We start from the raw sequence: 23,340 nt of genomic DNA on the forward strand, positions 1-23,340 counted from the left end.
ACTGACCCACCCTACCACTGCGGAGTCAATCTCAAATCTCAAATCTCAAATCTCAAATCTCAAATCTCAAATCTCAAATCAACTGGCGCACCCTACTATTTATACACTTTGTCGATCGGAATCTCAATCTTAAAAGTTGTTCCGCATCCTATGGAAGAAATGCACTCAATCTTACCCTTGTGCTTTTCCACCACAATCGAGTGCGCGATAGACATTCCCAACCCCGTACCCTTCCCCACAGCTTTCGTAGTAAAAAACGGGTTAAAAATTCGATCCACTATCCCCTGCGGAATGCCCGTACCATTGTCCGAAATTTCCACTATCACAGTGTTCTGGGGCGTTACACCAGTGCAAATAGAAATCCGGCCACTCGTATCTGCTTCCCGAACGGATAACTTTTGATATTGTTCTTCAATAGCATCAATTGCATTAGCAATAATATTCATAAACACCTGATTCAGTTGGCTCGCATAGCACTCCACCAGCGGCAGTTTCCCAAACTCCTTAATTACTTCAATTTCCGGGCGGCTGTCCCGACTCTTCAAGCGGTGCTGCAAAATTAACAAAGTGCTCTCAATTCCCTCGTGAATATCCACTGGCTTCATTGCCGATTCGTCCAGTCGCGAAAAATTTCTGAGGGACAATACAATTTGCCGGATGCGCTCGCTTCCTACCTGCATCGAACCCATAACTTTTCTTAAATCCTCAGCCATGAAATCCAAATCTATCTCTTGAATGCGATCGACAATTTTTGAATTAGGTTCGGGATACTCATCTTCGTAAAGAGTCACCAGATCTAGCAACTGTTTTGTATACTGGTTGAGATAATCAATGTTAGCGTGAATGAAGTTAACGGGATTATTAATTTCGTGAGCTATCCCGGCAACTAATTGCCCCAAGGAAGACATTTTTTCAGTTTGAATGAGTTGAGTTTGAGTAGAGCGCAATGACCGCAGCGCTGACTCTAAGTCTCTAGCTTTTTCTCTTTCTCGTTCCTCACTTTGCCGCAGTGCTTCCTCTGCTTGCTTGCGAGTCGTAATATCCTGGGAAACTCCAATTATTACCTTAGCATGACCCTCCGCATTCCTACTAAAAATAGTATCCCGGCTTTGCAGCCACAACAATTGACCGTATGCTCCCTGTACCCGGTACTCAATTTCCCTAGTTTCGCCATCTTCAACTTCTGCAAAGCTCGCGTGATGTTCCACAATTTTAGGCAAATCTTCGGGGTAGATTAACTGAGGCATGAGTGACGAATCCATCGCTGTAATGTCGTCAACGGTATATCCCAAAAGCCCTAACAGTGAAGTATTAGTGTAGATATTTCGCTGTTCTTCCAAGTCGTAGAGATACAAAATACCGGGAGTAGCATCGGCTACTTTTTGAATAAACTGCTGGCTTTCTTGCAATGCTAATTCAGCTTGTTTGCGATCGGTAACATCAACGGTGATGCCGTCCCAAAGAATATCGCCGTTTTCCTTAGCTTCAGGACGCGAATTTGTCTGAAACCAGCGAATTTTGCCTGAAGGTAGTACCAGCCGTCCTTCCCACTGCCAAGGTTGCAGATTTTGGGCAGAAATAGCAATAGAGTCGTCGTAATTTTCGCGATCGTCGGGATGAACCAAATCTGTTAGCACAGCCGCATTTTTAAGAATATATTCGGGTTCTAACTCAAAAAGTTCTCGGCAACCAGCACTTATGTAAGGAAAACTGAAAGAGCCATCGGGACACAACAAAAATTGATAAATGATTCCCGGCACATTAGCAGACAGCTTTTGGAATCTTGCCTCACTTTCCCGCAGTGCTTCCTCAGCTTGTTTGCGCTCCGTAATGTCAGTAATTGAACCTACCATGCGGACTGCTTTTCCAGATGCGTCCCACAAAGCTTGTCCCCGACTCAATATCCATTTGTAAGCGCGGTTGTAGCACCACAAGCGGTATTCGGTGATGTAATGCGGCGTTTTTCTCTCCAAGTGTTCTTGAAGAAGTTGCTGAGAACTCACTAAATCATCGGGATGTAAACTCGTATTCCATGTATTATTGTAATCGCTAATGTCACTATCTTCGTAACCAGTGATTTCCTTAAAGCGATCGGAAACAAAAAGTTCACCGGTTTGCAAGTTCCAGTCCCAAATGCCGTCATTGTTGCCTTTGAGTGCTAACTGCCAGCGTTCTTCAGTTTGCATCAATTGATCGGTTCTCTGTTTGACTCTATTTTCTAGGTCTTGATTGAGCTGTTTGAGACTTTCTTCTGCCTGGTTGCGTTCGATCGCAATTCCTGCTAAATTCATCGACGCTTCTATCAATTGCATATCGACAATTGGGGGGTGGCACGGTTGGGAATAATACATTCCAAAAGTTCCCAAAACTTTACCCTGAGATGAAAAAATAGGAGTAGACAAGCAAGCTCTCAGTCCAAAACTCAAGGCTAAATCTCGATAATTTTCCCACAAAGGATCGCTGGCAATATCTGTAACGATCACTTGTTGGCGGGTAAAGGCAGCAGTGCCGCAGGAGCCTACATCCGGGCCGATGTCTCTGCCATGAATAGCAGCATTGTAACTGTCGGGCAAACTGGGCGCTGCTCCGTGCAGTAAATGTTCGCCATCTGGAGCTAGAAGCAATATCGAACCGATGACATCTCTAGATTGCTGCTCGATAATTTTAACTAAAGTATTTAAAGTATCCCCAAGAGGAGCGCCCTTAGCAATCATTTCTAAAATTTGTTTTTGACCAGTTAACCAATTTTCAGCTTGCTTGCGCTCCGTAATGTCGCGGGCCACCCACAGAACCGCGTTTTCTTTCATTGGCGAAATGGTCGCGGCAAACCACGTTTGTACGCTGGCAAGTTCCAGGTTATATTCAAAAGTACAGGTTTGATTTGTAGCAAGGGCGGTGCGAATTTGCTCCTGACAAAAATCTGCAATTTCTGGCTCGAATAATTCGCTGACTTTTTTGCCGACAAGTTCTGCCGACGGTTTGTATAAAAGTCCGGGATTTGTCGGGGCAATTTTCAGGTAGCGTCCCTCAATATCAATCACCAAAATTACGTCGTTCATGGCAGCGAACAAAGCTCGAAGTTCCGATTCAGAAGCTTGCAGGGCGATTTCAGCTTGTTTGCGATCGCTAATATCCGTCCCGATACAAAGCAGCCCTGCCACATTTCCCTTCGCATCTAGTAAAGGTTTATTTGTCCACGCTATCCACACCCTTTCTCCATTGCTGCGGATGTTTTCATTTTCGTTTTGGAAGTATTTTTCCGGCTGTGCCAAACAGTCTCGAATCTTTGTCGCGAGGTCACTTTCAAATAAATCTGTTTTCGGTATAATTGTACCGATCGCACTTTTGCCCATGATTTCTGCTTCTGAATACCCGAAAAAAGCTTCAGCAAACTCGTTAAAAAAAGTAATCTTGCCTTCACTGTCTAACTGCACAATCATGCTGTTAGCATTCTCAACTAATAGCCGGTACTTAACTTCGCTCGATCGCAGTTTCGCACGGCCGTACACCCAGTTAAAAACCGCCGCCCCGCTCAAAAGTGCCAGCAAGCCACCTCCAAAAAGCAGCCATCCCCGAAACGGCGAATTCGCAGGCCATCCTCCCGCCGGAATTGCTGCCAACTGCCAGGAACCGTTGGGCAAAGTCACTTCCAGCAGCACGGGATTCTGCTCAAAAATTGACCCGTCACCGAAAAACACAGGCCCGGATGCTCCCGAACCGTCTTTGCCCCGCAGAGCGTATTGCAGCTTCGCTGAGGAGTCGTTGAGTCCTGCTTCCTCAATCAGGGAATTTTTGTCGATGATCAGACCTGTCAAGCCCCAGTAAACTCCTGTTTCAGGCTCGGCGCCGGAGGGTGTGAGAAAAATCGGCGATCTGCTTATGAACGTCTCGTCCCCCTCCAATAATTTCACGGGCCCGGCTAGCAAAGTTTTTCTGGTTCGGATGACCTCTTTGACCATTTCCCGCTGTTCTGGTAGCGCCGTCAAGTCAACCCCGATCGCCGATTCATTTCCATCCCGCGGATAAATGTAAGCGACCGTCGTGCCTTTAACTAAAGTTATGGCGCGAATGCCCGGTTGCTGTGCCACCAGAATTCTCGCCGTCGCTGTAAACTCGCCTTCGGTGATATTTGGGTTGTTGGAAATGTAAGCCCCCAAACCGCGCATCAAAAACAGGCGGGAATTCAAAGAGCCTTCCAGCCTAGAACGGACTGTACTGAGGCGAGCGAGCGTGGTAGCGCGGTTGTAGTGAAAAAACCGCCGCTGTTCCGATCGATCTAAAATGCCAACTCCGATCAAAATTGCTATTGATGCCGAAATTGCTGCTAAATACGGTGAAATTTGGAATTTTTTAACCTTAAAGTATTCCATCTGCCGGGGGTTAAGGTATTTTTTTACGTCTTTAGATAGATTTAGTTTAGTTTGATTTCTTTAAGCAAATCCACGATTTTCGGCATACCGGGCTTTTCGCAAGCGGGCGCGAGTTTGTTGTGTTCGAGGACGCCCGTCGAACGCGGGCGATCGGCAAGCTTCTCATCATTAATTCTATGGAAAAAGTTTTAAATCTACAATCGACTGACCGAAAGTAATGTCGTCATAAGCCCCCGGATTCATTCTTTCGCAGACTCAGGACGGATCAATCTAAAATCTAAAATCTCAAATCTAAAATTGGTTGACTCGCCCTCGATCGGGTAGGACGCGCCATGCTCCCGCACCACAGCGGTGGGGGAACGCGCACCCGAAAGACGGGAGTTATTAGCTAAAATAAGGTTAGCAATAATTTTTTTCAGCGCTACGGCTAATCATTCATAGGGGCAATTTGATGCAAGAACAGTTGATGGAAGCGATCGCACCTTACCGTGATCGCGTGGATTATCTGGAAGTTCGCCTCGAACAAAGCGAGTCAACTGCGATTAGTTTTCGCGGCCCTCAGTTAGATGCTGTCAACCGCAGTTTTAGTCTCGCCGGTGGCATCCGCGCCTGTCACAAAGGTGGCTGGAGTTTTGTCACTTTTAACGGTTTAGATGAGTTAAAAGACCGCATTGAAGAAGCTGTAGTGCAGTCTCGTTTGGTTGGCAGCGAAAAAACTTTACTAGCAGATGTCACCCCGATTCAAGATTATGTAGCGGTGGAATTGGGCCGCGACCCGCGCTCTATTACTCTCGCCGAAAAGCGGAAATTGCTCGAATCTTACAATCAGTTGCTGTTAGATTATGACCCGCGAATTCAGACGACAATGGCCGGTTACAGCGACAGATTTGGGATTACTTATTTTGTAAATTCTCAAGGCACTTGCATCGCTCAAGAGCGCTTGGACGTGACCGGGCGTTTCGGGGCGATCGCCCGTGGCGAGGGCGGTGTCGTCCGCCAAGGGTTTGAGTCGATTCACTCGCGATCGGATTACAATGTCTTGACAAATATTGAAGATCGTGTTAAGAGTGCTGCCGTTCGAGCTGTAGGTCAATTAGAGGCAAAATCGGTGAAAGGCGGTCAGTATCCGGTGATTTTAGACCCTTATTTGTCGGGGGTTTTTATTCACGAAGCTTTCGGGCATTTGTCGGAAGCAGACGGCATTTACGAAAACCCGAAAATGCAGGAATTGTTGACTTTGGGCAAGCCTGTGGCGATCGAACAATTAAATGTAATAGACGACGCAACTGTGCCGGGATTGCCGGGAACTTTGAAATACGACGACGAAGGTGTGCCCGCTCAGTGCAAGCATTTAATTAAAAATGGAGTTTTAGCGGCTCGGATGCACAATCGCGAGACTGCGGGCAAAATGGGCGAAAGTCCGACGGGAAATGCCCGGGCTTTGAGCGCTACTTTTATGCCTTTGGTGCGGATGACTAATACTGCGATCGAATCTGGCGAACATTCTTTTGACGAAATGGTTGCCGACATTGACGAAGGAGTTTATGCAGTGCGGATGTTGGGAGGACAAACCAACGGCGAAATGTTTACCTTTGCGGCGGCTCAAGGGTTCATGATTCGCGACGGCAAATTAGCCGAACCCGTGAGCGATGTCACCTTAAGTGGCAATGTATTTCAGACGTTAAAGGATATTGAGTCTATAGGAAACGACTCGGTTTATGCCTACGGCGGTTGCGGTAAAAATGGCCAGAGTGGTTTACCCGTAAGCGTCGGCGGCCCCCATCTGCGGATTAAAAATGTTGTAGTCGGAGGAAGGTAATCATTAGTCATTAGTCATTAGTCATTAGTCATTAGTCATTAGTCATTAGTTCAAGACTTACGCAATTGGCACATGGTGAAGGCGTGCTCGCGCCCTCACGCCTCACCTTAACCAGTGCGGGACACTGACAAGTTGACAAACCACTGAAAATCTACTATTGAGGGCTTCAGCGAGGTCGTTCGGTGTTTGGGAGACTTCAGAAATTACAGAGAAATTGGGGAAGTGCGATCGCGATTATATAGCAATCCTCGCATCAGTTTCAATAACTGGTTAACTGGTTCCCAAGCTCTGCCTGGGAACCGATGTAAGCGAGGCTCTGCCTCGGCCCAGACTATGGAGGCTCTTCCTCCGGATATGCGTTACCAGGCAGAGCGTGGTAACGAGTATAACCATTTAGGATTGCTATAGACTTTACCAGGCTTTCCCCTAATTTTTTGTTTAATTCCCCTTAAGTTTCTTTCATATCTACCCGATTATTCTGCCTAATGGGAATCTCAATCACAAATTATGCACCCCGTTCTGTTGGCTGTGATAAACACTTCAAATCTCCGCCGCGCTTCTCCACCACAATCTGATAGGTAATCAAATAATCCCAAACCAGTGTCTTGACCCGCAGGTTCAGTTGTAAAGAAAGGACTAAATAGATGGGTTCTTACCTCCCTTGTTATTCCCAGCCCATTGTCTTTCACACCGATTCTTACCCCATCCTAATTCAGCATATAAGTACAAATCGTAATCGTACTATGGTCATTTTTAATTTGCTCCGAGGTGCGTTTTTGGTCATAGCAATTCAAGGCATGAATCGCATTGCTCAGCAAATTCATAAATATCTGATTCAACTTACCGACATAACATTCTATTTTTGGCAAATCTTTTTGGGACGAGGCGCACTCTACAGATAGAGTTTGTGCGTGCAGGAGTGTTCCCTCTTTCTTCTTCCTTCTCAATAAAAAATCCCGGTTTCTTGAAGAAACCGGGATTTTTCCTACCAACTAAGAGAGGAGTCAAAACTTCACAGGTAGTGGTTGCCGGAATTCTGCATTTCTCGCACAACCCTCTAAACCAAACTACGGGCAAATTCTAGTTGCAGCTTTTTTAAAGCTGTCTCATTTCCTCTTCAAGCACCCGAACCAAATCTTGATTGCCACTGGATCTCGCTACTTCTATGCGGTGCATCAGTTGCTTGTGAATGTTAGCGCGGTGGGTTTCTGCTACTTTTTTTACGTTTTGACGATTTGTGTTCATGGTGGACGTTCCTTATATTAAATTTGGTGTACCTGCTACTTCTCTAATATAGCGCTAAATTCCAAAAAGTATCTAAATTTACAAAAAATTTACAGTTGTTGACCGATCGACCAAACTCCTGTATAAGATTGGTCATAAGTCAATAGCGATATCTTGACAATCAGAAGTCATTAGTCAGTAGTCAGTAGTCATTAGGCCGATGCCCGATGCCCGATGCCCGATGCCCGATGCCCAACATTTACATTTAGTCAAGCGGTGCGCGGTACGTACCCAACATTTACTCAAAACTCCAAACTTGCAGCAGCGCCTCTACCAACTGCTGAAGGTGTGCGAGCTCGTGAGTTGCCATCAGCGAAATCCGAATTCGACTCACGCTTACAGTCGGAGGCCGAATCGCCGGAGCAAAAATACCCATTTCCTTGAGTTTGCTGCCCACTGTTAAAGCGGAGGCTGCATCTTTTAACGGAAGAGTGAAAATTGGGGAGAGGGAATTGCTAATTGGTAATTGGTGATTGGTAATCGCGCAATATTTGAAAGTTTCGATATTTTGTCGCAACCGAACTCGGCGTTCTGGTTCTTGCTGTACAATCCTCACAGCTTCCAAAGCAGCCGCCGCATCAGCAGGCGTCAATGCTGTAGTATAAATCCAACTCGCAGCTCGATTACGCAGAAAATCAATTAAAGCAGCAGAGCCCGCAACGTAACCACCTAAACTTCCCAAAGCTTTGCTGAGTGTCCCCACTTGAATCAGCGGTGTTCCCGTACACCCGAAATGTTCTGCACAACCGGCACCGCTAGCACCGAAAACTCCTGTAGCGTGAGCTTCATCTACTAATACCATGCAGTTAAAGGTTTCGGCCACAGCCAACAACTGCGGCAGCGGACACAAGTCCCCATCCATGCTAAAGACGCTATCGGTAATAATTAAACACTTGCGGTACCTTGCGCGATTTTGCTCTAGCTTTGCCTTTAAATCCTCAAGATTGCAGTGACTGTACTCTAGGCCTGTTGCACCGCTGAGTGCGGCTCCGTTTTTCAGGCTCGAATGGTTGTACTTGTCAGATAATATCAAATCGCGCTTGCCGACAACGGATGCGATCGCCCCTAGATTCGCCAAATATCCCGAACTGAATACTAAAGCATCTTCAGTTTGTTTTAAATTAGCAATAGCTTGTTCTAGCTGTCGGTGCAAATCGCGGTGTCCGCTGACCAACCTCGAACCCGTCGCACCCGTACCAAATTCCTTAGTTGCAGCCATAGCAGCTTGGATTAACCTGTCATCGCCGGCAAGTCCCAGATAATCGTTGCTGGCAAAGTTAATCAGCCTGTGGCCTGCTAACTTTACCACAGGCCCAGGGGAACTTTCGATCGATTGTGGCGATCGATACCAATCGGCACGGCGAACTGTGTCCAGGGCCTTCTCTATCCAAGCGTAAGGGTCTGTGTTCATATTGTCCAGCGATCGGGTAATACGTTATATTAGCTGGTGATCAGTTCCTCCCTATCACAGAAGCATATGCCACTCACTAAAAAATACAGATTAGTCACCCGCAGCGATTTTGACGGTCTTGTCTGTGCAGTTTTGCTCAAAGAACTCGATATGATCGACGAGATTAAATTCGTGCATCCTAAAGATATGCAGGATGGGAAAATCGAAATAACAAATAACGATATTAGCACCAATTTACCCTATGTTGAGGGAGTTCATCTAGCTTTCGATCACCATTTCAGCGAAACTCTTAGACACGAGAAAATCAAAATTAACCACATCATCGATCCCTATGCAGCTTCTGCTGCTAGGGTATTGTACAAATATTATGGAGGCCAAGCAAAGTTTCCTGATATTTCTGAGGCGATGATGACGGCCGTTGACAAATCAGATTCCGCTCAATTTTCCCAAGAAGAGGTTCTGCATCCGCAAGAATGGGTGCTGTTAAACTTCATAATGGACGCCCGAACCGGCTTGGGAAGGTTTAAAGAATTTACGGTTTCCAATTATCAGTTAATGATGCAGTTAATCGATTACTGCAAAAATCATACCATCGAGGAAATCTTGCAGCTTCCTGATGTGAAAGAAAGAGTAGACCTCTACTTCGAGCAAGAAGAAAAGTTTAAAGAGCAAATACAGCGCTGCGCCCAAGTATATAATAATTTAGTTGTTTTGGATTTGCGTAACGAAGATGTGATTTATGCGGGTAATCGTTTTGTAATTTATGCTTTGTTCCCCGAATGCAATATATCAATTCACGTACTTTGGGGACTGAAACAACAAAATACTGTTTTCGCAGTTGGCAAGTCAATCTTTAACAAAACTTCTCAAACTAATATTGGGGAGTTAATGTTAAGATATGGGGGTGGTGGCCACCAGAATGCCGGAACTTGTCAGATTGAGAACGATAAAGCTAGTCAAGTTTTGAAAGAGTTAATTGCCCAGATAGAGCAAAATGATTAAATGGGCTTTATCTTTTTGGCAGTCAGGACTTGAGTCTTTGATTATTTATTTTAATTTGAGCACTAAAGTCCTTACTACAAACGGGGATTTTTAGGACTGAACTCATTACTGCAAACGGGAGTTTAGTCCTCAAGGTTTTGATCTGGCGGGTTCTGAACATTGAGACTTTCTGAACTTTTGCCTTTGACTGGTGGCAAATGGTCTACCAAACCCATATCAAAAGCGATATCCGGCAACTCATCAGCGTTATATTTTCCTGGCTCAAACAATCGGCCGGGAGTAAAACAAGGCTGTTTTAATCGTACCACCTCCCCTGCTGAAAACATTCCCCTAAACATTTTGCGTTCGAGTCCCATAATTTCTGATCCTAAAACAACTTTCGCATTAATCTTAGCAATTTTTGAGCGGCAGCTTCCCAATTAAATAAATCCGCCGTCTCTCTAGCTTTTTGAGCTACATGAAAACGCATCGGGTCTTCAACAATTTTTCGCAACTGTTCGCGAACAGACTGAACATTGGGTTCTGCCCAATGAGGAGCATTTCTGATTTTTAGATACTCAGTATCGTAACACTTTCCCACGGGAATTAGATCGTAAGCAATGGGATAGCAGTTATCAGCATTGGCGTACTCAGTCGGGCCGCCGTACATAGTCATAGCAACGGGCAAACCTGCTGCAAAGGCATCCAAAATTTTAATCGCAAAACCCTCGCCACGAAACGGAGCTAAAAAAGCATCTGCTGACAAGTATAAATCAGCTAATTCTGCTTTAGTACAAAATTTAGGCTTTACCTGAACTTTTGACTTGAACTTGCCGAATTGTTTTTCGATATTTACGAGATGTTCCACTATAACATCAGGATTTTTGCCGCCATCTTTGATAATTAACTCTACGTTAGAATCATCTTTAAACTCTTCACAAAAAGCTTGAATAGCCAGATCCGTGCCAAATCTATATAAATCAAAAGAATTGGTCATGTGCAGAATATACTTTACATCTTTTTGGGTTTTTTGCGGTCTGGGAAAATATAGTTGCGAGATTAAAGGATTGAAACCTAGAGGCATAACTGATACGTTAGCCGCCGGACAGCCAGCTTTTATTAAAACGTTTTTAGAATATTGGCTGACTGCTAGCTTGTGGGATGAAGTGTTAACAGCATCGTAAATCCAGTAATCATAATCATCATGGTTTTTGGCGAATTCGTAATTGATTGCAAAAAGTTCTAAGTTGAGATGTCCGTTGAGTTCTTTTAAAAAATAAGGTTTCCAATAATGAGACCATTTGATATGAAATAAATCTGAGGGTGTGGTGTTCATCCACTTCGCTAGCAGGTCGTTTTCTTCTGCTGTCGAATTGCGGCTGAGATGAGAGGCTATCGTTGAAGGTTCGACAGAAATAGGAATTCCCATTTGGTGTAAAGTTTTCGCCAGGGATAGGGTAATGTCGGTGAAGGAATTAAAGTGTTGAAATGCAACGTTAAAGTGAACCATATTTATTGGTTATTAGTGCAGGTAATCGGATATAATTTGGTATAAATTGTACTTGACAAATGACATAAAATGCACCTGCCAGAGGCAGGGCTGCGGTGGAGACGGGATCGGCGACCAACAAGCAGTTAAACTGGGAATGGACTCCCGGCAGGTATCCCTCACTCAGGCAGATGGAAAAAGGCTGCCGTCAAATCTAGCGCCAACGGAACATTGTGGAACGTCCTATCAAGCGACTCAAGCAATGGAGTCCGATCGCTATTCTATATGATAAGCTGGCTGCCAATTATACAGCCATGATTACGATCGCCTGCATTCTGTTGTGGTTATAGTTTGAAAACACGCCCTAGGGAATATCACGTGATGGAGATAAATCAACTAGGTGGAACCCCAGCGAGCGTGCTTAGCAGGCTCTCATTATCACACTCAATTTTCATTACTTAGTTTACGAGCTGCCCTTGAATGATGCTGTCAAATCTTTGAAAAATTTCCCTCGCCATTATACGTTAATTAAGATGCGATTACCCTGTAATATCTCTGAGTAACTTTTTTTATTCTTTCTATTCTGGGGTCGTTCAAATTGGCAAAATATTCTAAAAATCTGCCATTTAATATATTCACCGAAGGCAATGAATCTGTTTGTTTTGGTTGGTGAGTTAAAGTTTGAGTAAAACCTTTTGCCATTGATAGCATCCATCAACTACAATAACTAAATTTAAATTTATTCGGATTTAACTGTAGCATATTTGGGGTTCAAATTAAGATGCGTTTACCTCGGAGCGTAAAGCCAGGATTAGGCAGCAGTTAAATCTGTCTGCCTATCCTACTTGACTTTTGTGACATTTTCGTAACTTGTCACCAATGGGAAGACCCTGGTAATGAAGATTTGGAGGCTCTGCCTCCAAATTGTTTTCTCCTTTTAATCGAGGCTATGCCTCCTCCAAAAGTCTGCCCAGGCAGAGCCTGGGAAAGATTGAAATAGTCATTGGTTATGCGTTAATTGCTACTAACTAATAACTAATAACTAATAACTAATTAGCTCTTTTTTACAGCTTCTGGAACACTGCGAACATTGGCAGATACATCGACAGCAAAATCGAACCTACGATACCACCGACGACCACAATCATCAGAGGTTCTAGCATACTGGTAAGTCCTTTTACTGCTTCTTCCACTTCCGTTTCGTAGAAAGCGCCAACTTTCATCAGCATCTTGTCAAGTTCCCCTGTCTCCTCGCCAATTGCCATCATTTGAATGGCCAAAGACGGAAAAACAGCTTGTTCTTGCAAAGCAATACTGATCATGCCGCCGCTTTGAATTTCCTGTCTCGCATATTCGATCGCATTAGATATCGCCTGATTTCCCGCCACATCTCGCACAATTTCCAAAGAATTGAGAATCGGCACGCCCGATCGCGTTAGTGACCCAAATATCACGCAAAACCGAGCCACAGCAGATTTTTCGATCAAATCTCCAAAAATCGGCAACTTCATCGCAATCCTATCAATTTGTAGGCGACCTATGGGAGTTTTGTAGTACATATCGAAGGCAATTTTTAGCGCTATAATTACCCCAATAACAGTTATCTGTTGAATGGGAGGCCAAGCCGTACAAAATGCACTAATTGCCAACATAAACAACGTAAATGCTGGCAAATCTGCACCAATATCCTTAAAGATTTTAGCGAAAGTTGGTAGCAAGAATATGGTCATTGCGAAAAAAATCACGATCGCGATAGAAAACACCGTCTTCGGATAAGACATAGCCGAATTAATTTCGGCTTCCGTCTTGTGATTTTTTTCCATCATCACGGCCAGACGGTCTAGGGTTTCATCGAGTACCCCCCCGACTTCTCCCGCCGCCACCATACTGATAAACAGTTGGTCAAAAACATCAGGAAACTTAGCCATCGCCTCTGCCAAGTTTATCCCCTCCTGCACGTCAGCATTCATGCTCCTGAGCGCTCGCTTCAGCTTAGCATTAGAACACTGCTCGTGCAGCACGGAAAGGCATCGAACGATCGCCACCCCTGCATTAAACATAGCCGCAAACTGACGAGCAAAAATAGCCATATCCTTAACAGTAAGACTGGTAAGGTTATATTCAATTTGCTCCTGAATCTTACTGAAATCAAAGCCACCTTTCGGTTTTTGGCGGATAACGTTGGTAGCCACAGCTCACCTCTGAAAATTTATTAAAACTTAGTTGTCAGTTGTCAGTTGTCAGTTGTCAGTTGTCAGTTGTTAGTTGTTAGTTGTTACCCATAATTAATAACAACGGTCAACGGCCAACTGACAACTGACCAATGACTTATAACTAATGACTAATGACTGCTGACGGAATTAATGAGCTTTTACCGGGGCGCTACCAACAGGTGCCGGGCCGATCAAGCGTTCGAGTTCGTCAGCCTTAGAAGCCTTGGCCATTGCCGATTCCCAAGTGACTTTACCGCTCTTGTAAAGTTCAGCGAGGGCCATTTCCATCGTCCTCATACCCAATTTTGCCCCCATTTGGATTTGGGAGTAAATCATCGGAGTTTTGCCCTCCCGGATCAAGTTAGCCATAGCTGGAGTATTTACCATGATTTCCATAGCGCAGCAGCGGCCGCCCCCAACTTTTATTACCAAATTTTGGCTGCAAATTCCCACCAAAGAGTTAGACACCTGGGCGCGAACTTGGGGTTGTTGAATGGGCGGGAACACGTCCAAAATCCGATCGATCGTTGCAGCAGCCGAATTAGTGTGCAGCGTTCCCATCACCATGTGACCCGTTTCTGCCGCCGAAATTGCCAGACCGATCGTTTCCAAGTCCCGCATTTCCCCCACAAGAATTACATCAGGATCTTCGCGCAAAGCAGCTTTCAGCGCATTAGCAAAGCTCTTAGTATCTTCGCCCTTTTGGCGCTGGTGAAACAAACTCTTGATATTAGGAAACACATATTCGATCGGATCTTCAACTGTTAGAATATGTTCCGCCCGCGTCCGGTTGACCAGATCCAACAACGCCGCCATCGTAGTAGTCTTCCCGGAACCTGTTTGTCCCGTCACCAACAGCATACCCCTGGGTCTTTCCGTCAGATCCCGCAAAATCTGCGGCACGCCTAAAGCATCTGCATTAGGGATCTTAGAAGCCAGAGCCCGCATACAAGCAGCCCAAGCACCCCGCTCCCGGTAGACATTAACGCGAAACCGAGCCAATCCCCGAACACCATAAGCGCAGTCGAGTTCCCACTCCATTTCCAACTGCTTGCGCTGCATATTGTTGAGCATTTGGAAAATCAGGATCTGCACTTCCTCAGCAGACAGAATGTCGCCGTATTGAGTCTGAGGAGTTAGTTTACCGCTGACTCGGAAGAATATAGGCGCGCCCGCTTGGATGTGTATGTCCGAACCCCCTTGCTCTACCAGGGACTCCAGTACGTCTTCAATCATCAGACCCATAGATACCTCTCCTCGATCAAATTGATAGTTATTGACCAATCTAGCTCAGTTAACAGTCAACAGTTAACTGCTGAATCAATCCAAAAAGCGTGGTGTCAAGCAGTACGGACAATCCAGCATCTCCGGCTTCAATTGCGCCTGACAAGTTTTGCAGGTAAGTCCCTGCTTGCTTTTTGCTTTCATTTCAGCCTCCAGCCCAGAGTCTGTAAACGTCACCCGCTCGACTTCTTCAAAAGTAGTCGCGCCTTCCCGCACCAACTGCAAGCTGTAAGCCAACAAGGTTTTCATCCCTTCTTCTACTGCTGCTTCCTTAATTTGCTCTGTGGGAGCTCCTTGAGTGATCAGAGTTTGAAGCCGCTCAGTATTCTTCAGGAATTCGTAAACCCCTACCCGTCCTTTGTAGCCTAGGCCGCCGCACTTCCGACAAAGTTGCTCGCGTTCTGCGAGTTCCTTCCTTTCCTCCAGCGGTATAGTGTTGGCTTTGTAAACAGTGAGATCAATTTCTTTAGAAGGCGACAGACCGTACTTGCCGAGTTCTGCGGCAGTAGGCTGGTAAGGAATGCAGCATTTGTCGCAAACGCGCCGCATCAGACGCTGAGCCAAAACGCCCAACAGAGCGGCCGAAACCATGAACGGTTCTACGCCCATTTCGGCCAAACGGGCGATCGACCCGGCCGCGTCGTTCGTGTGCAGCGTCGTCAGCACCAAGTGTCCCGTCAAAGCAGCTTCCAGAGCCGTTTTTGCCGTTTCCGTGTCCCGCGTTTCCCCCACCAGCATCACGTCAGGGTCTTGCCTCAAAAATGCCCGCAGAATGTTGGAAAAAGTCAAGTCTTTTTCCCGAATTACTTGACATTGGGTAATTCCTGGCAAAGCATATTCGATCGGGTCTTCCGCCGTACTGATATTAACCCCCGGATCGTTCCGTTCCGCCAGAATCGAGTACAGAGTAGTTGACTTGCCCGAACCCGTCGGCCCCGTCACCAAAATCAGTCCGAACGGACGACTAGCACTTTCTCGCACTAAAGCCAGAGTTTCTTCGTCGGAGATTAACAAACCCAAACCCAACTGAGTGCTGGAACTGTCCAAAATCCGCAGCACGATTTTTTCGCCGTACCGCGAAGGTAAGCTGTTCACCCGGAAATCGACCGTGCGTCCCTCAAATACCCGGCGGATGCGGCCGTCTTGAGCTTGTCGGCGTTCGGCAATATCCAGGTTGGCAATAATCTTGAAACGAGCGGTAATCGATGCGACTACCTGTTTGGGAAACCGGAAATACTCTTGCAGCACCCCGTCTTTCCGCATCCGAATCCGCATGAACTCTTCTTGAGGTTCTACGTGGATGTCAGACACCTTTTCCGACAAAGCTTTAGCCAAAATGATATTGACGGCCTTAATTACCGGAGCCGCCTCAGCATCGTCCAAGGTGTTAGCGAGGTCTTCTTGGTCGCTACTCTCCTCTTCTAGCGAGAGCTCGCCAAAATCTCCCTCCCCTAGATCCATCTTTCTCTGCTTTTCGATTTCAGCTTTTTTAGCTTCCCTCTTAACTTGTTCGTCTTGATAGGTAGAAGTTATGTCCTGATAGTCGTCCGGCGTAATCACCCGTCGCTGCAAAGCCAAGCCGTGAGGCTGTAAAATCCGCCGCAAATCTTCTATGGCGTTGAGGTTGTCGGGATCTACCATTGCCACTAAAACCGCCGCCGGCTCAGTTTCAGTCTTCGCTACTGGTAAAAACCGACCTTGGTGACAAATGTCGATCGAAATCTTCAACGCATCGAGCATAACTCCGAGTTGCTCGTTAGACATTTCGCTCATCTCCGGGTCAAATGCTTCAACCCCGTAGACTATCTTCCGTTCAAACATCTGCTGCTTCTTGTAAAGTCGCAGCAATTCTGGAGGCAACGGCTGCCCCGTAAGTGCTTCTAATACCTCCGTCAACCGCTTGCCGGAGTTCCGGCTATCAACTAGAGCTTGCTTCACTTGCTCGCCGTTGACGTAACCCGACTGAATCATCTTGGTGATAGCCGGAGTAAATTGGCTCACAGAAACTATGGATGTGGAGCGCAGCGGGGATGTGCTAGTCATAAAAAACACTCAATAGGTGGGAAACTCAGTCACAAAAAGTGCTGAGAGGAAAACCAACGCGGGGTTTTAACCCCCGTATTCTTTGCTTATGGATCAGCTATCATTTTCTTGCTCAATCCCTATCTCTCAAGTTTAAGCTCGCAGTCCCCTCTAAGCTTCGTCCACAAATTGACGAGACCTTGGAGGGATTTGCCGATGCTTGCAATCAAATCTTGTTCGTTGAGTGCTAAGTTGCTTACTTACCTGATTAACTTGCGGGATACTCTCGTTATAGCGTCAGGGCACATCACTTGGGGGTTCCCCGTACCGGGAGAGAAAAGCGGGGCGGGGTGTGTCCCCTTCCCAGGCTAATTCTATTTTCCCAAATTGTTTGCTCAAATTACAGCGCCCGTGGTGGCGCGGTTAGCTGTACTAAATTAAAGATGAGCTATGTTCTGTGATGATAGCTTTTACGAAAGCCTCGATCGCCCTTTTGAAATATATTTTGATTAATTATCTGCGATCGGTCACTGCCCGATCGTCGGCTGCATGAGCCCCCAGGGCAAATTTTGAGCAACTCTAGTTTTGGGTCAGTAAATATTACTTTGATTCTACCCTAGTGTCCGAACCTTTGTGACCTAAGCTTGACGGTTCAGAAATCTTGGAAATAGGCAAGTTAGATATCAATCTCATCTAAACATGATCGCCTCCGCCAGACAGCTACTGTCTATAATTTGAATGAAAACAAATCTAGACATCAAGCCAGTTCGGCGTTATCGAATCACAAAAACCCTAGTCCCAATTCGCATCAGGATTAACAACCTAGTATCGGAGTTACACAAGCACAGAGCTAACTACTTACTCACTCAATACAAATTCCTCTTTCTCCCGACTTGGGAAACTCAGCAAATGGTGAAAAAAGCCAGCGTCATCTTGCGACTAAAACAGCCTGACCGCTGATAACTTTAAGTCCCTATCGTTTTAAGTAAACCTTGGAACATCCAGACTCATAATAGGGGATTTTTGTAGTAGAGTTAACAGCAAAATAGACTTATAAAAATTGTTGTAAATGCGATCGCGTTAATTAAAAATGAGGAACCAACAAACGTTGGGTTTGCCCCATTAATGCCATAATAATATTATACCTAAATATTTAAACGGGGCTTTGAATATTTTATGGAAAGCTTTGAGCAATGTCTCCAGATCGGGCGAGACTTCCTCTTTTCACATTGTGCCATACACAGTGAATTCGAGTCCTCTAGATTTACCGGGTTAACTGTATCTGCTAGAATTGATAGGGTTCTGTCGCGCAGCTTTTATGATTGACGAGGAAAAACAGCAAGATCAAGATCCTAACTCAACAGGGGAAACCACCCCAGAGGGTTCGCCAATGGCAAGCGAAAATCCGGCGGCATCAGGAAACTCGAACGAATCGGCCGATTGGGAGCTCGAACTTGCTCGAGCTTATCAAAGTGCTCAGGGCGATCGCACCCCAGCAAACGCATCGGGGTCTACCGTCACCGGCAGTTCAACCAACAGTCCGACTGCAGACGCGGCGGAGCCTTGGAAGAAGGAACTGGCCCAGGCCAACGATGAAAAAGAGGCTTTAAAAACTCAGTTGCAAGCCACATCGGCTCAACTAGAAGAACTGAAAAATCAAAATCTCCGCCTAGCAGCAGATTTTGAGAACTTCCGCAGGCGTACCCAAAAGGAAAAAGAAGAGCTAGATTTACAGGCAAGGTGTCTCACGATTAAACCCCTGTTGCCGGTAATTGACAATTTCGAGCGCGCTCGATCGCACATCAAGCCGCAAACCGATGGCGAAATGAACATTCACAAAAGCTACCAAAGCGTTTACAAGCAAATGGTAGACGGCCTCAAGCAAATCGGGGTTTCTCCGATGCGCCCCGAAGGTGAACAGTTTGACCCCAACCTCCACGAAGCTCTGCTGAGCGAGCCAACTGACGAACACGAGGAAGGAACAATTATCCAAGAACTAGAACGCGGCTACATTCTGGGCGATCGCGTCTTGCGGCACGCCAAAGTGAAAGTTGCAGCGGCTGGGCTATCTGTGGTAGCCTCAGATGAAAATCCCGATAGTTCGGAAGGTTAATCGGGATACAAGCTACTGCATTCCTCAAAGTCACTGACCCCCGAATAGAGTTCGGGGGTTCCAAGGTGGCAGACTCACCAACTTCTGAATTAAAGATGACTAAAAGCAGGTCAGCGCTTGATCCAAAAATTCTGAAAAATGTTTTTACCCGTCTTTGATATTGCTTTAGGACATCAAGTTTATTTCCTACAAATCTGGTCTGGTAATGCTTGTTTGAACAAGCTGAGTCGTTTTTCCTCCCCCAACCTGTAGTTGGAGGTTTCCAAACATCCCACAAAGTTTTATGAGGCGCTATGGGAAAAATTATTGGAATTGACTTAGGCACAACTAACAGTTGCGTAGCTGTGTTAGAGGGCGGTAAACCCGTCGTGATCGCCAATTCCGAGGGCGGGCGCACAACTCCGAGTATAGTAGGATTCGGCAAGGCGGGCGATCGCTTAGTAGGTCAACTAGCCAAGCGGCAAGCTGTAACTAATGCTGTAAATACTGTCTACAGTATCAAACGATTTATCGGACGGCGGTGGGACGACACGGAAGAAGAACGAGCGCGGACTCCCTATACCTGCATAAAAGGCAAAGACGATACCGTTAACGTCCAAATTCGGAACAAGGTTCACACTCCCCAAGAAATCTCGGCAATGGTACTCCAAAAGCTCAAGCAAGATGCTGAAGCTTATTTGGGACAAACTGTTACCCAAGCCGTGATTACAGTGCCAGCCTACTTCACAGATGCCCAACGGCAAGCTACTAAAGACGCCGGTACGATCGCGGGGCTAGAAGTCCTGCGGATCGTCAACGAACCGACAGCGGCAGCCCTTTCCTACGGGCTGGACAAGCAAAATATAGAACAGAAAATCTTGGTCTTTGACCTGGGCGGCGGTACTTTCGACGTTTCGATCCTGCAACTGGGAGACGGAATTTTTGAAGTCAACGCTACCTCCGGTAACAACCATCTCGGAGGAGATGACTTTGACGACTGCATAGTCCAGTGGCTGGTAGAAGCTTTCCGCACTCAAGAAGGCAGTGACCTCTCACAAGACAAAATGGCCTTGCAACGCCTCCGAGAAGCTGCCGAAAAAGCAAAAATCGAACTCTCCAACCGGGAATCCACCTCAATCAATTTGCCCTTCATCTCCTCTGACGAAAAAGGGCCGAAGCATTTGGAAATGGAACTCTCCAAAGCTCAGTTTGAAAAACTGGTGGCTCATTTGGTGCAAGCGACGATCGATCCGGTGACTCAAGCCCTCAAAGACGCAAGTTTGACCCCCAAAGACATAGACAGAATTATTTTAGTGGGAGGCTCAACCCGGATTCCGGCAGTTCAAAAGGCAATTAGCAAGTATTTTGGGGGCGTTTCTCCCGATAAATCCGTCAATCCCGACGAAGCTGTAGCCGTAGGCGCGGCAATTCAAGCCGGGGTGTTGGGTGGTGAAGTCAAAGACTTGCTGCTGCTCGATGTGACGCCGCTATCCCTGGGACTCGAAACCTTGGGCGGGGTGTTCACCAAAGTAATAGAGCGCAATACAACTATTCCCACCAGCCGATCGCAAATGTACAGCACGGCGGCAGACGGGCAAACCTCGGTAGAAATTCACGTACTCCAAGGCGAGCGGGCATTGGTTAAAGACAATAAAAGTCTCGGCAAATTCCTGCTCAAAGGCATTCCCCCAGCTCCCCGTGGCGTACCTCAAATTGAAGTTACCTTTGAAATCGATGCCAACGGGATTCTCAAAGTGGCTGCTGAAGACAAGGGAACCGGAAAAGAACAAAGCATCCAAATTTCCAATACAGGGGGATTGAGCGAAACCGAAGTCGAGCGGATGCGACAAGAAGCCGAACTTTACGCCGACGAAGACATCAAGCGCGCTCTACTCGTCGAACTCAAAAATCAAGCTGACTCCCTCGTCTATAATTGTGGTGTAACTTTAAAAACCAACGCGCAACTGCTGAGCGACGACCTCAAGGCCGAAGCGGAAACAGCCGCAGCAGCCTTGCGGGCAGCGATGACGAACCCCGACATCACAATCGAGGAACTCACCCCCGCAATCGAATCTTTCAAGCAACTGCTATACTCGCTGGGGACAGCGGTCTACGACCAAGCCCGCAGCGGGGTAGCCCCGTCAGGAGCTGTTGTGGAAAGCGAGATGATGTCAGAAGTAGAATCATCAGAACCCGAAGAGGTTAAAGCGGACGACGACAGCATTTTGCTGAAAGAAGAGCTGCTGGTGGCGCCGGAACCAAAGCCGGAACCAAAGCCGGAACCAAAGCCGGAACCAAAGCTGGAATCAAAGCCGGAATCAAAGCCGGAGCGACAGTCAAAACGACAGTCAAATCCACAGCCAAGTCCACAGTCAAATCCACAGTCAAATCCACAGTCAAATCCACAGTCAAATCCACAGTCAAAACAAAAACAGAAGGTTCCCGAACCAGAAGTTGATGATATGAATCCTTTCCTTTAAAACTGAAAAGCTAAAAATTAAAAGTTAAAAATTAACAATGAGAATTTTTGATTTTTAATCGGTAATTTCAGGAAAGGTCGCCCGTTTCTTTTTCGTACACTTTTTGTTATTTACCTCCAGGCAAGCAGCTCTATGGCCGGTGATTACTATGAAATATTAGGCGTTTCTCGTAGCGCAGACAAAGAAGAAATTAAGCGTGCTTACCGCCGCCTAGCTCGCAAGTACCATCCAGATGTCAACAAAGAATCCGGTGCCGAGGAGCGGTTTAAAGAAATTAACCGCGCCTACGAGGTACTCTCAGAACCAGAAACCCGGGCTCGTTTCGACCGTTTCGGGGAAGCAGGCGTCAGCGGTGCAGGTGCACCTGGGTTCCAAGACTTTGGTGACAGCTTTGCCGATATTTTTGAAAGCTTCTTTCAGGGCTTTCAGGGAGGCGTCGGTGGGCCACAACAGCAAGGTCGCAGGCGCAGCGGGCCGGTGCGCGGAGACGATTTGCGCCTCGATTTGCGGCTGGATTTTCGAGAAGCAGTGTTTGGTGGGGAAAAAGAACTCCGCATCAAGCATTTAGAAACCTGCGAAACTTGCACCGGGACTGGCGCGAAACCGGGAACCCGACCCCAAACTTGCTCGACTTGTACCGGCAGTGGTCAAGTCCGACGCGCTACCCGCACTCCTTTCGGCAGCTTTACTCAAGTTTCAGTTTGCCCCACTTGCAACGGCACCGGGCAAGTGATTGAGGATAAGTGCGAAACTTGCGGCGGCCGCGGCCAGAAAGAAGTGATGAAAAAGCTGAAAATCACAATTCCGGCTGGGGTTGACAACGGTACTCGCTTGCGGGTTTCCAATGAAGGGGATGCCGGCAAACTGGGCGGGCCACCCGGAGATCTTTACGTGTTCTTGGCGGTGAATGAAGACCCGCTATTTAAGCGCGACGGCACTAACGTTAGCTCGGAAGTTAAGATTAGTTATTTGCAAGCAATTTTGGGGTGCCGGTTGGAAGTGGAAACTGTAGACGGGCCGACAGAATTGTTGATTCCTAGTGGAACTCAGGCAAATACTGTTCTGACTCTGGAGAAAAAAGGGGTGCCTCGGTTGGGAAATCCAGTCAGTCGCGGCGATCATTTGATTACGGTGTCTATTGACATTCCGACTAAGGTGACGGCTGAGGAACGGGAATTGCTGATGCAGCTTGCTAAGCTGAAGGGCGATCGTACCGGTAAAGGCGGCTTGGAAGGATTTCTGGGCAATTTGTTTCAGAAATAAGCAATTTTTGACACCAATTGGTGTCAAATTTTCCTGTTTGAGGATTCCCCGGCAATTTGTTTCAACAGCCGTCAAAATTTTGGGCGCAATTGCCCACAAAAATGGCAGGTGGGACGCTTTCTAGGCATTCGGTTTCAGCAGCGCTCAAAAAAGTGAGCGCAATTGCGCTCATTTTTTTGAGAAAGAATAATAGTCTGTGTCCAATTGGACACAAAATTTTAGATTCTCCAGTTTCCAGGCAACTTGTTTAACTATTCGAGGGGGTCTGGGGGAGCAATAAGTCCCACACCATAATCTTGGATTTGGTGTTGGGATACATGGACGCCCCCAGACCGATTTTATCCGGTCAATCAGGCGTAAAATCGGTAGCAGATGTAGGTTTATAGACCCATAGTTCTGTCTTAGAGTTGACTGTATGACTCTTATCATGAACTACTGCTACCGAATTTATCCCGACGCAAACCAAGAAGAAACGATGCTTCATTGGTTGGAAATTTCTCGCAAGGTTTATAACTACGCTTTGCGAAAAATCAAAGATTGGGTCAATTCGCGTAAATGTAGTTTGGACTATTGTTCGCTGGAGAGAGCAAGACTTAAGTACCAAATAGTTCGCTAAACTTATTCACAGTTAA

At 46.4% G+C, this 23,340-nt stretch carries 17 protein-coding genes; 8 read left to right on the plus strand and 9 right to left on the minus strand.

Features of this window, described 5'->3' with window-relative positions:
- Positions 1-95: 95 nt before the first annotated feature.
- Complete coding sequence (locus QUB10_RS16985; RefSeq protein WP_333203855.1) at positions 96-4,370, minus strand: PAS domain S-box protein; 4,275 nt, start codon at positions 4,368-4,370, stop codon at positions 96-98.
- A 451-nt stretch (positions 4,371-4,821) separates the two neighbouring features.
- Between QUB10_RS16985 and QUB10_RS16990 the strand changes: the two genes are divergently transcribed.
- Positions 4,822-6,189: a TldD/PmbA family protein gene (locus QUB10_RS16990; protein WP_333203857.1), complete on the plus strand. Its 1,368-nt coding sequence runs from the start codon at positions 4,822-4,824 to the stop codon at positions 6,187-6,189.
- 494 nt (positions 6,190-6,683) lie between these two features.
- Here the strand turns inward: QUB10_RS16990 and QUB10_RS16995 are convergent, their stop codons facing one another.
- Complete coding sequence (locus QUB10_RS16995; protein ID WP_333203858.1) at positions 6,684-6,878, minus strand: hypothetical protein; 195 nt, start codon at positions 6,876-6,878, stop codon at positions 6,684-6,686.
- 54 nt (positions 6,879-6,932) lie between these two features.
- On the opposite strand from QUB10_RS16995, the gene QUB10_RS17000 reads away from it, so the two are divergent.
- A complete protein-coding gene (locus QUB10_RS17000; protein ID WP_333085104.1) occupies positions 6,933-7,091 on the plus strand; it encodes a hypothetical protein in 159 nt (52 codons plus the stop codon).
- Positions 7,092-7,284: 193 nt separating this feature from the next.
- On the opposite strand, the gene pirA is transcribed toward QUB10_RS17000, so the two are convergent.
- Both pirA and bioF read right to left on the minus strand, forming a co-directional pair.
- Complete coding sequence (gene pirA / locus QUB10_RS17005; protein WP_172185012.1) at positions 7,285-7,434, minus strand: arginine synthesis PII-interacting regulator PirA; 150 nt, start codon at positions 7,432-7,434, stop codon at positions 7,285-7,287.
- A gap of 277 nt (positions 7,435-7,711) precedes the next feature.
- Positions 7,712-8,884, minus strand: coding sequence for an 8-amino-7-oxononanoate synthase (gene bioF, locus QUB10_RS17010; protein ID WP_333203860.1), 1,173 nt, complete (start codon positions 8,882-8,884; stop codon positions 7,712-7,714).
- Positions 8,885-8,950: 66 nt separating this feature from the next.
- Here bioF and QUB10_RS17015 point away from each other — a divergent pair, with 66 nt between their 5' ends.
- Positions 8,951-9,886, plus strand: coding sequence for an exopolyphosphatase (locus tag QUB10_RS17015; protein WP_333203862.1), 936 nt, complete (start codon positions 8,951-8,953; stop codon positions 9,884-9,886).
- Positions 9,887-10,008: 122 nt separating this feature from the next.
- Here the strand turns inward: QUB10_RS17015 and QUB10_RS17020 are convergent, their stop codons facing one another.
- From QUB10_RS17020 to QUB10_RS17040, 5 genes are all read right to left on the minus strand, one after another.
- On the minus strand, positions 10,009-10,242 hold the full coding sequence (locus QUB10_RS17020) for a hypothetical protein (protein WP_333203864.1): 234 nt from the start codon (positions 10,240-10,242) through the stop codon (positions 10,009-10,011).
- Between the two features lie 11 nt (positions 10,243-10,253).
- Positions 10,254-11,375 carry a glycosyltransferase family 4 protein gene (locus tag QUB10_RS17025; protein WP_333203866.1) on the minus strand — a complete coding sequence of 374 codons (1,122 nt, stop codon included), beginning with the start codon at positions 11,373-11,375 and terminating at the stop codon, positions 10,254-10,256.
- Positions 11,376-12,418: 1,043 nt separating this feature from the next.
- Positions 12,419-13,546: a type II secretion system F family protein gene (locus QUB10_RS17030; RefSeq protein ID WP_333203868.1), complete on the minus strand. Its 1,128-nt coding sequence runs from the start codon at positions 13,544-13,546 to the stop codon at positions 12,419-12,421.
- A 168-nt stretch (positions 13,547-13,714) separates the two neighbouring features.
- The gene (locus tag QUB10_RS17035) at positions 13,715-14,812 is read right to left on the minus strand and encodes a type IV pilus twitching motility protein PilT (protein ID WP_333085111.1); all 1,098 of its coding nucleotides are present in this window, start codon (positions 14,810-14,812) and stop codon (positions 13,715-13,717) included.
- A 75-nt stretch (positions 14,813-14,887) separates the two neighbouring features.
- Positions 14,888-16,894, minus strand: coding sequence for a GspE/PulE family protein (locus QUB10_RS17040; RefSeq protein WP_333203871.1), 2,007 nt, complete (start codon positions 16,892-16,894; stop codon positions 14,888-14,890).
- Positions 16,895-17,611: 717 nt separating this feature from the next.
- Between QUB10_RS17040 and QUB10_RS17045 the strand changes: the two genes are divergently transcribed.
- From QUB10_RS17045 to QUB10_RS17065, 5 genes are all read left to right on the plus strand, one after another.
- Positions 17,612-17,833, plus strand: a complete 222-nt coding sequence (locus tag QUB10_RS17045; RefSeq protein ID WP_333203873.1) for a hypothetical protein — start codon at positions 17,612-17,614, stop codon at positions 17,831-17,833.
- A 358-nt stretch (positions 17,834-18,191) separates the two neighbouring features.
- Positions 18,192-18,986 carry a nucleotide exchange factor GrpE gene (gene grpE / locus QUB10_RS17050; protein ID WP_333203875.1) on the plus strand — a complete coding sequence of 265 codons (795 nt, stop codon included), beginning with the start codon at positions 18,192-18,194 and terminating at the stop codon, positions 18,984-18,986.
- 293 nt (positions 18,987-19,279) lie between these two features.
- A complete protein-coding gene (gene dnaK / locus QUB10_RS17055; protein WP_333203877.1) occupies positions 19,280-21,445 on the plus strand; it encodes a molecular chaperone DnaK in 2,166 nt (721 codons plus the stop codon).
- Positions 21,446-21,577: 132 nt separating this feature from the next.
- On the plus strand, positions 21,578-22,708 hold the full coding sequence (dnaJ, locus tag QUB10_RS17060) for a molecular chaperone DnaJ (protein ID WP_333056045.1): 1,131 nt from the start codon (positions 21,578-21,580) through the stop codon (positions 22,706-22,708).
- 427 nt (positions 22,709-23,135) lie between these two features.
- Positions 23,136-23,324, plus strand: a complete 189-nt coding sequence (locus QUB10_RS17065) for a helix-turn-helix domain-containing protein (protein WP_333203897.1) — start codon at positions 23,136-23,138, stop codon at positions 23,322-23,324.
- Positions 23,325-23,340: the final 16 nt, after the last annotated feature.

This window comes from Microcoleus sp. B5-D4 (genome assembly GCF_036705145.1).
GTDB lineage: Bacteria > Cyanobacteriota > Cyanobacteriia > Cyanobacteriales > Microcoleaceae > Microcoleus.